The 12,641-nt window shown below is 49.3% G+C and carries 7 protein-coding genes and 1 pseudogene; 3 read left to right on the top strand and 5 right to left on the bottom strand.

The window, feature by feature from the left end:
• Positions 1-115 precede the first annotated feature (115 nt).
• The 5 genes from QME66_00465 to QME66_00445 form a co-directional block, all read right to left on the bottom strand.
• The gene (locus QME66_00465) at positions 116-3,319 is read right to left on the bottom strand and encodes a type I restriction endonuclease subunit R (protein MDI6807442.1); all 3,204 of its coding nucleotides are present in this window, start codon (positions 3,317-3,319) and stop codon (positions 116-118) included.
• Positions 3,320-3,477: 158 nt separating this feature from the next.
• Entirely contained in the window at positions 3,478-4,884 is a 1,407-nt protein-coding gene (locus QME66_00460) for an ATP-binding protein (GenBank protein MDI6807441.1), read from the bottom strand.
• A gap of 31 nt (positions 4,885-4,915) precedes the next feature.
• Positions 4,916-6,103, bottom strand: a complete 1,188-nt coding sequence (locus QME66_00455; GenBank protein MDI6807440.1) for a restriction endonuclease subunit S — start codon at positions 6,101-6,103, stop codon at positions 4,916-4,918.
• Entirely contained in the window at positions 6,100-8,232 is a 2,133-nt protein-coding gene (locus tag QME66_00450; protein MDI6807439.1) for an N-6 DNA methylase, read from the bottom strand. The genes QME66_00455 and QME66_00450 overlap by 4 nt, the downstream gene beginning before the upstream one ends.
• A 407-nt stretch (positions 8,233-8,639) precedes the next feature.
• Positions 8,640-9,695 (bottom strand): type IV toxin-antitoxin system AbiEi family antitoxin, encoded by a 1,056-nt coding sequence (locus QME66_00445; GenBank protein MDI6807438.1) that lies wholly within the window; start codon positions 9,693-9,695, stop codon positions 8,640-8,642.
• A 909-nt stretch (positions 9,696-10,604) separates the two neighbouring features.
• Between QME66_00445 and QME66_00440 the strand changes: the two genes are divergently transcribed.
• The 3 genes and pseudogenes from QME66_00440 (at position 10,605) to QME66_00430 (ending at position 12,640) form a co-directional block, all read left to right on the top strand.
• Positions 10,605-11,771, top strand: a complete 1,167-nt coding sequence (locus QME66_00440; protein ID MDI6807437.1) for a 4Fe-4S dicluster domain-containing protein — start codon at positions 10,605-10,607, stop codon at positions 11,769-11,771.
• Positions 11,768-12,133: pseudogene (locus QME66_00435) on the top strand (FAD-dependent oxidoreductase). The gene QME66_00440 and the pseudogene QME66_00435 overlap by 4 nt, the downstream one beginning before the upstream one ends.
• Before the next feature lie 63 nt (positions 12,134-12,196).
• On the top strand, positions 12,197-12,640 hold the full coding sequence (locus tag QME66_00430; GenBank protein MDI6807436.1) for an NAD(P)H-dependent oxidoreductase subunit E: 444 nt from the start codon (positions 12,197-12,199) through the stop codon (positions 12,638-12,640).
• Position 12,641 lies beyond the last annotated feature (1 nt).

Below are 12,641 nucleotides of genomic sequence, written 5' to 3'. Positions count from 1 at the left end.
CTGACTTGGCATCAACACCCAGGATTCACGTTATGGGACGAGAGTCATCCAGGCAGGGATCTTGTAGAATTCCTCTTGAGATTCCATGGTCGCGGTTTGATTAACAAACTTTCTGCTATGCCGCGCTTGCATATGCGTGATCCGAGGCATCGACATACTGCCGGAGGACATGATTGAAGATAAGCTCCACCTTGTCTTCAACCTCTGGGGGACTGTAACTTTCCGCCGGCAAGCCTGTTTGTTCATTCCAGAGGAAATCATGAATAAACGTCTTCACCGCAGCACGCGTGGCTTCTTTCTCCCTCCAACCGTGCACTCTCAGTTGCTCAGCTTTCAGCCGTTCTAGCAGCTCTTTTGCGACCATCTTGAGCTTGTTTCTTTCTCTCGGCCTAAGCTTCGGCTTCTCCAAGAGATCAAATAGCGCCAACGTCTCTTCGTCTAATCCCTCGCGGATGGCACGCTTTTCTTCCCTGTCGAGCTGCTCGACAAATCTCAGGAGTGCTGCGAATGTCTCTTCAATCGTAACTCGATCCTTTTCCAGATTATAGTCAGCAATGATTTCTTGATAACGTCGGTAGAGATCGGTCCGAAGTGGATTCCGTGCAATCATTGCTTTGAGACGCTTCTCCACTTGCTCTTTTAGGCAAAAAGTCATGGTGTTCCTTGTGGGAGACTTCGTGAATTCCTTTTTCAGCCGTTCGAAATCAATCTTGCTAATGTCGTAGACTCTGTCCTGTGATTCCGCAAGATCTCTGGGCACGATTGCTTCATCAACGATCGTTTGCAGTTCCTTCATAATGCCAGTGATGTCAGCACGATCCCTGTCGTCTTGCAGTTTCCTATAGATGATATCGATCGCACCATATTCGTCTCGGTACTTGTTGACGCCTTTGATCGTAATGCAAGCCTTGACCTTGTTGAACACTTCTCGCGCCAATATTTCAAACCGTTTGCGGGTTTCCTCATTGAGGTTGATGACCTCTTTGGCGGCGATGATCGTCTGAATTCGCTCAAACCCCGTGTTCCAAATGATCCGATTAAGATCAAACCCGCGTTCTCTTAGGAATGCTTTCGTCTCCTCAACTACTTCTTCTAGTTCCTCCAACAACTCCTCTTCGGGTTTGAGAGGATCAACGACATGCTCTCCTCCTCCAACAATGGACCGGGTTGCGAACGTGGCTAACGCCTCCCGGAGGTTCTTCAAAATGCCGCAATAGTCGACAATCAAACCATTGGTCTTTCCTTCGTAGACACGATTTGCTCGGGCTATGGCTTGCATTAGCGTGTGAGCTTTAAGCGGTTTATCGAGATAGAGCGTCGAGAGCGACGGCACGTCAAAGCCGGTCATCCACATTGCACACACTATCGCAACGCGAAATCGGTGGTCAGGATTCTTGAATGCCAGATCAATATCGATCCGTTTCCCGTCCGGGGTCTCATAGCCGTTCTTGATCTTTCTACGATGTTGCAGGATATCCAGTCCCCACCTGCGAAATTGCTCAACCTCGCCCTGTTCTTCGCTGATTACGGCAGCGATTTCGGTTTCCATGAGCCACTGAAGCTGCCGACGCAGGTGAATTTCTTCTTGTTCGTCGCCAGCCTTCGACATGTTGGCTTCAATCTCTTGTATCCTTTGCTGCCAAAATCCTCGGATCAGATTATACATCCGCACGGTTGTTATCTTATCGATACAAACCATCATCGCCTTGCCAGTCTCCCAGCGCTGCGTGTAGTGCGAGACAAAGTCACGGGCAATAGCATCAAGCCGCTTTCCCGCTGTGAAGACGTGGTAGTCTCTGGCAAGGTCTCGTTCCAACGCTGCTTGTTGGTCGGGATCGAATTCCAATTCTTCTAATTTCTGTGCAATTCGTTCATTGATGTCGGTCATCGTAATTTGCAGCTTCTCACCTCGGTTATCGTAATAGAGCGGCACCGTGGCTTTGTCGTCAACCGCCCGCTGGAAATCATAGGTTGATACATAGTCGCCAAAGATCCGCATTGTGATTTCGTCATCTTTGAAGAGGGGAGTACCAGTAAATCCGATGTAGCTCGCATTGGGCAGAGCATTCCGCATGTTCAATGCTAATCTTCCATATTGCGTGCGGTGCGCTTCATCGGTGATGACAATGATGTCATCCCGGGTCGTGTACGGCTGGTCAGGGTTAACGTCTTTGTTGAACTTGTGGATCATCGAAAAGACGTAGGGCAGATCTTGCCTGAGAAGTTGCTCGAGGTTATCTCCTGATCCTGCGCGGCACTTTGTTTTGTCGTTATCAACAATACCGCAGCCGGCAAAGGTTCTATAAATCTGATTATCCAAGTCTTCTCGATCCGTCAGGATGAGAAACGTGAAGCTCCCCTGCATTTTGCGGTGGATTATTTTCGCAAAGAAGACCATCGAGTACGACTTGCCGGCTCCCTGCGTGTGCCAGAAGACACCCAACCTTCCCTTCCGCTCCTTCCGTTCACGCACAGCCTGGATTGCCCTGTGGACACCTAAGAACTGATGATTGCGAGCAAGAACCTTCATAAGCTTACCTGAGCTGTCATCGAAAACGATGAAATTCTCAAAGATGTCCATGACATTCTCTTTCGTACATATTCCCTTAAGTAGTGTTTCCATATCCACGACGCCCGGGTCTTCTTCAACGAGTCGTTTCCACTCGTGGAAGTGCTCGTACTTGGCAGAGAACGACCCTACCTTCGCTTCGCTGCCGTTGCTCAACACAACGATAGCATTGTGATAGAGAATGTTGGGGACGGTGTCTTTGTAGTCACTCAGGTTTTCGCTATAGGCGCGGCGGATATCTTTGTGGATGTTCTTGAGTTCAAAGAAGAGGAGTGGGATCCCATTGACAAAGCCAAGAATATCCGGACGGCGGCGATACAAGGGCCCCTGCGTCCATAGCTCACGAACGACCATAAAATGATTGTTCGTGGGATCAGAAAAATCGAACACTCTCAGTTTTTGCTTTTCCACCACACCACCGCTGTTGCGAAACGAAACGAGCACGCCATTCTTGTAAAGTTCGTACTTCTCTCTATTTGTTTGCAATGTGGATTTGGCAACACTCGTTTCCACGATTTGCCTTATAGCGGATTCGTAGGCGTCAGAGGAAAGTCCCGGATTGAGCTTTTCCAGCGCTTGACGAAGATAACGGACAAGAACGACTTCCCGCTCGGTTGTTCTGCCCAGCGTACCATCCGGACCGAGAATCTCGTCGTTGTAGGCGTATACGGATTCCCAGCCTAGCTTGTCACGGAAATAGTTTGCCGTGGTTTCTTGAACGAGTTTGTCTTCGGAGTAATTGTGCGTCATGGTCTTATTCAGTTTTCACGCTTCCATCTCATTGGGCAAATCGTTGAGAAAACAGAGACAAGCCCACCCAGTCCCATTTGCCTACAAATGGATAATCTATTGATTCATAATGAGTTGGCGGGTTTTCCACATTTCCATAGACGTTGTTTGCAAATAGACTATGCCCAAAATGGAATGTATTTCGCATATCTTTTGGAGCTACTTTCAGGATCTTCAAGCCTGATTAGGCCAGCTTCCAGGGTTTCCCTTATGACCCGTGAGGCGGCATCCGCTTTGATTGCTGAGAGCTTGAATCTCCCGCGCAGAGACTGGTTCGTCATCTTCTGATTCATAACACAACGAAGGCAGCAATGCTGATAACAAGCTCGCACTTTGTCTTTCATCTCCATCTCATCAAATTCCTTGTGTGCAAAGATCAGAACGAGAGTATGTTTTTCACCTACACGGAAATCAGGAGCAGGGAGCTGGAACAATTCAACACTTTCAACAACTTTATCAATACCGCTGCCTTTTTCTTCACATATCCCCAGTCTTCGCATCACGTCAGCAAGGCGGTCATTTCGAGATTGGTACTCATCAATGAATCGCTCGGGAGGTATGAATGGTTTGCCGGGATTAGAAATCTCAATCCGATCATTGTAGATTTCGATCATTACAGATGTTCCGCTCTCATTAAAGTCTTGATGAATCAAAGCATTGGCAACAAGTTCTCGAATCACAATTTCCGGATACATTTGAACAGTCTCTCGGAGAGCTTTGCCGATGACTTCATTTGACGGAAGCTGGCTTCCGATATAATCGATCAAACCTTCAAAGCCCACGGCATAGCCTTTCACGCCTGGTTTATCCGATTTGGTTTTCGTTTTGCCTATCCCCTCATAGACGATCACACGTGGGGCCTTTCGATGCAGACTTTCAAACAGCTTTAGATCTTTTGCAAAAAGAATTGCACCAAGATTTGTTACATCGTAGCTATCGTAATGTGAGGTGATAAATCTTTCACTTTCAAATCGTTCAAGCACCCTCTCTCGACTTGCCGGGTATGCTAGATTGAGCAGGTCAAAATAGCTATGAGTATCTAATGACCGAATAACGTCGTCAGAAGAAGCTCGCCGGAGTGCGATCTCGGACAACCAGGATGGTCTGCCCTCATTGAAAATCGCACGAAGACGATCTTCGGACATTGGAACAGTTTCTTCAGTGGATCGCATCAAATAAGCACCATCGATATGATACGCGGTCCCTGTCGGTCTTGAAGGAATGTGAAAAACTACAACACGGCCGCTTGGGTGGGGAATTTTTTCCGTTTCTACCCGAAAGCGCAACTTCTCGAAAATTCTCCTTTGAATATCCTCAAGATTTTCAAATGCCTGGCTGCCAACAACTTCTCGTGGCTTTTTGTCGGTCACGCCAAGAACAAGTTTTCCTCCTCCCTCGTTTGCAATAGCGACGCAATACTTCATCAGTTTGGTGGTGTCAAACTGATTCTTGGCTTCCTTGAACTCGAGATTTCCTTCGTGTTTCTCTCGTAGCCACTGTTCGAATTGTTCGATCGTTGTTCTCATACTTAATTCACTTCATACAATAGAATTTGTTTCAAATCTCTACCTCTCCGTTCATCAGCTTTGGTAGCAAGAGATCACGAGCTTGGCGGAGCTTGTGGTTGGCGAAGGCGAGTGTCTTCAGCTGCTCGACGGTGGCGTGCACGAAACTATCGAAGCTGCTCAGCAGACCGTCTGGCGGAAGAGGTACCAGGTACGCCTGCATTTGTTTCCAATCAGCGCGCGGCATCTTCGATCCTTCCCTCATTGTCTGCGCAGTTACTTCGACAAACGGATCGCACGACATCGTCATCAGCACGAGGCCGCGGAGTGTGGAGCGGCGTGGCCGGATGACGATTGCATCTGACGAGGAAACACCATCAACAAATGTAATACCCACCTTGTGGAAATATGGCCGGATTTTTCCAAAAAGGATGTCTTCTGCGCGGAATCTGTGCTTTGAACTTGTAACTTCTTCAGCTTTCCCCCATGTAGAAAGAGTTATGGATCGACGTGGAATATGTTCAAGTCCGATATACGGCGTATCCGGATCGACTTCCTGGGGAGAAACCATCTCCCTAATTTCATCACAGAGATCACCTAACTTTTTCTTCTCCCACCCTTCCGGCACACCGTTGATGATGCGGGTGTGTTCGTAGCCGGGGAAGCGGAGGCGGACAAACCACTCTTTGTACAGCAGTCTCGCGGATTCCTCCAACAGCTTAATCCGCCGCTGGTTGTTCTCGATTAGGTCGTCGTAGGCGGAGAGGATGTCGCCCACTCTCCTTTGAACTCCAAGCGACACGTCTGGAACCAGCCCCCGCTCAAAGGTGTCAGTGTCAACGGCCGGATACGATGTGCCCTTAGCGTTGTTGGATAAGTACTCGGTGAAGCTTCGGTCAGTAACTGCATAGAAGACAAAACGAGGATCAGCTTGCTCTCGTGCTCGAAGAACGGTGAAGCCTGTCGAGACTACTGTATTTGGCTTTGGATTCTTTATGAAGAGAAATGACCTGAGATTCGGTCGCACGTTGGCAATGATGGTATCGCCGTCACGCACAATCCTCTTGGCCCTACTTGGAGCTGTCCCTAGCGGAATCACCGCTGGCCGTGACACCGAGGCGCCTGATCCAATGCTCGATATGTCGATGTACTCAATCTCTTCGAAAGGGTAATCCTTGCCAACGGTCTCTGGGTTGAACGTTGCGAACTTGGCAAGAGGTGATAGCTTGCGCGCCCTCATGACCCCAACTCCTCAAAGTTCTCCTGAATCTTCGCCGCCAGCTCCGCCGCCTCCTTGTTGAGATCCACCAGCTCGGTGTGAATGTCACGCAAGGTTTCCTCAAAGTCAAAGTCGTCATCCTCTTCCGGTGGTGCCACGCCAACATAGCGACCGGGGGTTAGGCTCCAATCGTTCTTTTCAATGATTTTGCGGGCAACCAGTTTCACCAATCCTTCCACATCCCGCAGCTTCGCATCGGGAAACTTCGCTTGCAGCCAGTGGATCTGCTTATGGAAATAGACAACCTGCTTGAGATTGTCGAGTGCTTTTCTTAAAAGCGTGGTTTCATCGGAATCTGCCTTAGGAATCACAAATTGCTTTGAGAGTTTGGCAACCTCTTTTCGATCCAGACCGCTATTAAGTAACTGGGTCTCTGCCGTCAGGTTCTTCACCTGATCCGCAACTCGAACAGCCAGCTTCGCCAAGAGCTCAATCTGTTTCATCAGGCCTTTGAGCCTGTCCGCCGTGGAATCGAAGGCTTCTCGGGCTTTCACTTGCTTCCCGTTGGTCCCCGGCGGTGTCTTTTCGCAGGATTTCAGAAAGGCCTCGATCTCACCGAGCACTTTCCGGCGGTCTTTTTCGTACAACGTTACTGTTTCATCAATTTCCTTCACTGGTTCCTTGAACTGTTGTTTCTTTTCCGCTGCGACTTTTTTGTTCTTCTCAAGAGTTTTCGAAAACGTTTCAAAGTGTGCTCGAAGCTTTTGCAAGCCTTCGTGGAATGCTTTCAGGCCGTCAGGAATTTGTGTGCATTCAGACACCATGGCATCAAAGTAGTCCCGCACGAGCTTCAGATACTTTTCCGTTTGTCCACGATAGAGCCAAACAATAGCAGCGACATTCCCGAGTTGCTCGGGCGAGAAGTCGTAAATCTTGCGTGTCACTTTGCGGTGAATGTTTCGCGCGTCGATCATCAAGACCTTGTCCTGCATCGCCTTCGGCTTTCCCTTGTCGAAAAACCACAGCTCGCATGGGACTGAACGGGTGTAGAAGAAATTGGAGCGGATTGAGATCATTACGTCCACGTGTCCCGTCTGAACGACTTTCTTCCGGACCGTCATTTCCCCGTGCCCTGCGCTGGAGGCTTGAGACGACATCACGAATCCAGCTCGCCCTTCAGGATTGAGGTAACTGTAGAAGTACGAGATCCACAGATAGTTGCCGCTTGTGACGGCTCCTTTGTTGTTCACGCCCGGCAGGCCGAAGGGTAACCGTGGATCGTTCTTGATCTTCTCGGCATCCACGCCGTCAACATTGAAGGGCGGATTTGCCATCAGAAAGTCAGCCTTCGCAAGCATCTCGTGTTCATCTTCGTAGAAGGTATTCCCTCTCTTTATGTTTCCTTCAAGGCCGTGAACGGTAAGATTCATCTTTGCAATTCTGATTGTCGTTTCATTCTTCTCCTGGCCATAGAAGGTGACCATCTTCTGCACTTCCTTTTCGCGGGTTTCGAGGAAGTGACTCGTCTGCACAAACATCCCCCCCGATCCATTGGCGGGGTCGAATACGATACCGTGATCAGGTTCGATAACATTAACGATCGTCTGAACGATGGAAGGCGGCGTGAAAAACTCGCCGTTGTCATGGGCTCCTTGCATTGCAAACTTCATCAAAAAGTATTCGTAGATTCTTCCGAAGACATCACCCGACGCCCTTCTCAGAATCTCATCATTGAAAATCCTGATGAGCGAACGCAACAAATCATTGCTGAACGCTTCGTAGTTCCTCGGCAAAATACCACGCAGACTCTCATAATCGTGTTCGATAAGCTCCATTCCGTGGTTCAGCGCTCGACCGATGTTTGCATCTCCGGGAAGACCGGTGAGATATTCATACTGCGCCTCTTTTTGCAAATAAATTGACCTCCTCTTTGTGAAGTCTTCCTTGGTAACCCGACGTCTCACACCACCACGGACTGGCAAGGACTTATCAACTTCCTTCGCAGCGAGAGAGAATCGATTATACGCCTGACGCAGAAAGAGAATGCCCAGTACAGGCATGAAATACTCGTTGGAGCCCAGACCTGAGTTTGCCCTTAGCTGGTCTGCGGCTTCCCAGAGCCGTTTTTCAAGCGCTTCGATGTTTTGCATAGTGAAGTTGGCCGAAATCTATCCCGGTCTTTGCACGAAATAGTAATGTGTTCACGACATGGACACGTTTTTCACACCGCGTTCAGAAAAACGTCTATCTCGACATTCAGAATCGAATCTTGACCACATTTGGAACCAAATCAGCATATGTGTCATGAGGATACACATAATTCCACACATGTGTCGTCTGTTTCATTGCCGACACACGTTCTGACAAATACGTGTCTGAGCGACACATGTCACTTTCCTGAAGTTGGGAATCAGGTTGACGATACCTTTGGGTTCTCCGAGAGCACCACGAGCAGATGCCAATTTCTTTAAGACACCCCTTGTTTCTAAGTCTGCCTTTGGTGGCAGTAGGGGCAATTCATTGTAGGGATCACGCGGGTTGAACGTCATGGCGTTAGTCAGTCCTCCTTGAGGTGTTTTTGAAGATACTCATTGTAGATCATTCTGGCTGTTTCAACATTACGCACGTCCGCAGTGGCTAAGAGGTCAGCGTAGACGAGAAGCGGTGGTACGAGATCTCTTCTGAGTTCGTTCAGCTCGAATTTCCAAAAGCGCTGTCGCAATTCTACGTGGCCTTCTTGGTTCTTCCGAAGCTTAAGAGCAAGCAGAAGGTCGTTCAGCGGACGTCGTGCGTAGATCGTAACGATCTCCGGCCTCACGTAATGTACCATTCTATCTGCAGCAACTTCACCGCCCCATTGTGCATCGTAGGGTACAAGATCAACGTCTTGCCAGAACTCAGGTCGGATCGCAGTATAGCGTCCAATCAGGGTCTTCCGGCGGACCCTTTCAGCATATGCAATCGTCCATTTGTCGAGAAGTTCTTTCTTCCTTGTGAGCTTCCGCCCCCCCTCTTGTTTCTCAATCATATACCCCTGGCGAAGCAGATCCTTCACAACAGCGGCTACGGTTCCAAGGGCTACGTCCGCTACCTCAGCAATGTCACGATAGGGAGCATTTTCCAATTCTCTTTTGCACAAAAGCGCAAAGACCACGTGCAAGCCAGCCCGTCCTAGCATGCCTTCTTCCGATGTCAGCTGAAGCCGTCGCTGAGGCTTGTTGCCGTTTATGAAAATGAAGATTGGCGGCTCGTTGATATAGGCGTTGCCGACTGTATCCATGAACTGGATATTAAGGTCTCTCAACTTCCTTGCCAGACGCTGCGGGACATGAGGCGTCACCACCAACCATTTTCCCGAGTACTCTTCGAATTGATGGGCCAAGCGGCCTATGACTGTGTCGGTCACTCCCGTCTTCATCTCGACACAGAATCGTATCTCACGTTGTTGAGCCTTCAAGCGAATCATTGTATCGATTTGTCTCCCATCCGCCGCGATGTCACCTTGGCATCTCTCCACGTTCAGGTGCGTCTCTCGGCGGAATGCATCCAGGGCATCCAAGAGAAACTCCTGCCCGGATTCATCTTCTTCTCTAGGTTCTTGACTTGTGTTCATTCTCGCGTCCCGTTCAATATGCTTGAACATATATGCATATTGAACAAGTGTCAAGTCCAATCTTCCTGTGCCAGTGGGTCATGTTTTGTGGCAGGGAAGCAAACGCGGGCTTTCTTCTGGAGAGGCCGTCGTTGGGCTTTGACCTTTGGCCGAGAGGGAGTGCCCCCACGCTCCAATCAGTAGTCACGAGCGTGACGAGAGCTTTCAATGGAGCATTACACGTGAGACGTGGGGCCATACTCACTAACCAGTGTTTTGCTGCTAATCAGGGTGACACGTAACTCAATTCAATTGGGGCTCGGCCCGGGTCGGTGACGCGGCCGTGCAGCAGGCAGGCTTGGAGATGTCCTTGAACCGACTTTCTGAAAATCTCTGGACTCCCTTCTTGGACGAGGGAGCGACCCGAAAGGGACGAATTTGCGCTGTCTGAGGGCGAAGCCCAAGTTCGCAAATTCGAGTGAGCGAGTTCAAGAAGGATCGATATTTTCGGCAGGAGGGAAAGGACAGCTCGAAGAGCAATTGGCTGACGAGCACCGGAAGCCCAGTCGAATCCGTGCCGAGGAACCAAACCTGGGCTGGGCACACGGAGGTACGTGACTGCGCATATTTTCTCGAACTAGGTGGCGTGTCCCCCGAATCAAAAAATGTGCTTGCCTTTGAAAAACGTGTCGTGTATAAATGGTTGACTTTGGGTATGAGTTGGCTTATATTGCATCGGAAAAACTGAACATTGAGCTCTGAACGGTTCAGGATTTCCTTCCTCGAAGGTTGGGCAGTTTCTAGTACTTCGTCTCATGCTGTGAAAAAAACGAGGATTAGTTTGTCTTGAACGGCTGCGCTCGCAAGGGCATGGCATCACACAGAACACAGATGAGGCAGCAGAGGAAAAGCTAATTGGAGCAAACTGAAATGGCCCAAGAAATAAGAATCGAACCGGCTTTGCTTTCCTGTGTCCGCAGATTTGGCAAATTTGACGTAGGCGGTTGTTTCAATTGTGGAAGCTGCACGATAACGTGTCCTCTGTCTAAAGACTCCGCTTCATTCCCGCGACGGACCATTCGCTACGTGCATTATGGGCTCAAGGACAAACTCAGAACAGGCCTTGAACCATGGCTCTGCTACTACTGCGGCGATTGTGCTGTGACTTGTCCTCACCAGGCAGAGCCTGGAGAGGCGATGATGACACTGAGGCGATATCTTTCATCTCAGTACGACTGGACCGGCTTGTCCTCAAGATTGTACCGCTCGGGAATAGCGAGGTTCATAGCGAGCTTGTTCGTGGCCGGCCTCGTCTTTCTTCTTGTGCTCTTCTACCATTTGAAGTTTGTCGAAGCCTTGCAGGGCGTCCAGGCCGGCGACTTCCTCAAAATGTCCCTGGGACTGAGCCACATGTTCGGCAATATCACCTATTTTACGTATGTTGTCTTCCTGATACCGGTTGTCCTGATGATCACCAACGCCTTCCGTATGTACTGGCTTTCCATCCACAAAGACAAAGGAATGAGAATACCGCCGGTCTTGTTTCTAAAAGAGATGAAGACGTTGCTGCTGCACGGGTTCGCTCAGATGCGCTTCAGGGAATGCACGGACAAGACAAGATGGGTGAAGCACCTGATTCTTTTCGGCGGATTTGCTCTCATAAGCATACTGGTTCTCTTCTTTTTGAAATGGTTTCAGACCGACAACATATACCCCATCTATCATCCGCAAAGATGGCTGGGCTACCTCGCCACTTTGGCTTTGTTATACGGCAGCGGTGAGAGTCTTTTAGGGCGCATCAGGAAAAAAGAGCAGGTGCACAGGTTTTCGAGCTTCAGTGACTGGTCACTCCCCACACTGATATTCCTTACGGCGCTGACCGGAATTGCCGTCCACATATTCAGATATCTGGGATTCGCAATGACCGCACACTACGCCTATTTTGTCCACATGGTGGTAGTTGTTCCGATGCTGATTGTCGAAATTCCCTTCGGAAAATTAGGACACGCAGTATATCGTCCACTGGGTCTCTACTTTCAAGCCGTCAAAGAAAGCGCTCTTGGGCAGGAAGCTGTCAGTGAGGCAAAAGCAGCATGAAGGATAACAACAAGATAGGATCGACTCTGGTCGTTGGCGGTGGAATTGCCGGTATGCAGGCAGCAATCGACCTTGCCGAATCCGGCATAAAGGTTTACCTCGTTGAGAAAGAAGCTTCTATTGGCGGCGTGATGTCGCAGCTTGACAAGACATTCCCCACGAATGACTGCGCAATGTGCACCATGGCGCCAAGACTCGTGGCAATCGGCAGGCACAAGGACATAGAGATAATTGCATCGTCGGAGATAGAGAAGGTGGAAGGAGAAGCCGGGCATTTCAAGGTGGTCCTGAAAAGGAAGGCAAGCTACATAGATGAAATCAAATGTACGGGTTGCGGCACTTGTGTTGAAAACTGTCCGATACTGGAGGTCGTCCAGCCCCTGGATATTGCAAAAGTAGAGTTGGAGCAGCAATTCAAAGAAAAAGTGACGGAAATCGTTGAGAAGCACAAGGGCCGGGAGGGTTTGTTGATGCCCATTCTTCAGGAGATAAATGCGGCCTACAATTATCTTCCGGAGAATACGTTGAGATATGTGTCGCAGGAAACTAATACCCCTCTAACTCATATCCTGAGGATGGCAACGTTCTATAGTGCGTTCAGCATGACTCCGAGAGGCAAGCACATAATAAACGTCTGTACTGGAACAACATGTTATGTCAAAGGGAGTGAAAGATTAATGGAGAGATTTGGGGATCTCCTTGGCATAAAACCTGAGGAGACAACAAAAGACATGAAATTCACACTGAAGGGCGTCAGGTGTATCGGGTGCTGCGGGCTGGCACCTGCTGCGACGGTGGGCGATGTTGTGTATGGTAAGTTAACCACCGCCCAAGTCCCGGACATAGTAAACAGGTACAAGGAAGCCTAGT

The organism is Candidatus Eisenbacteria bacterium (assembly GCA_030017955.1).
Taxonomy (GTDB): Bacteria; Eisenbacteria; RBG-16-71-46; order JASEGR01; family JASEGR01; genus JASEGR01.
The sequence above is the reverse complement of the archived record's forward strand: the minus strand, read 5'-3'. Positions and strand labels throughout refer to the sequence as shown.

Coding starts and splice junctions, on each gene's coding strand:
- QME66_00465 (MDI6807442.1), bottom strand. CDS start 3,319: ATGACGCACAATTACTCCGAAGACAAACTCGTTCAAGAAACCACGGCA.
- QME66_00460 (MDI6807441.1), bottom strand. CDS start 4,884: ATGAGAACAACGATCGAACAATTCGAACAGTGGCTACGAGAGAAACAC.
- QME66_00455 (MDI6807440.1), bottom strand. CDS start 6,103: ATGAGGGCGCGCAAGCTATCACCTCTTGCCAAGTTCGCAACGTTCAAC.
- QME66_00450 (MDI6807439.1), bottom strand. CDS start 8,232: ATGCAAAACATCGAAGCGCTTGAAAAACGGCTCTGGGAAGCCGCAGAC.
- QME66_00445 (MDI6807438.1), bottom strand. CDS start 9,695: ATGAACACAAGTCAAGAACCTAGAGAAGAAGATGAATCCGGGCAGGAG.
- QME66_00440 (MDI6807437.1), top strand. CDS start 10,605: ATGGCCCAAGAAATAAGAATCGAACCGGCTTTGCTTTCCTGTGTCCGC.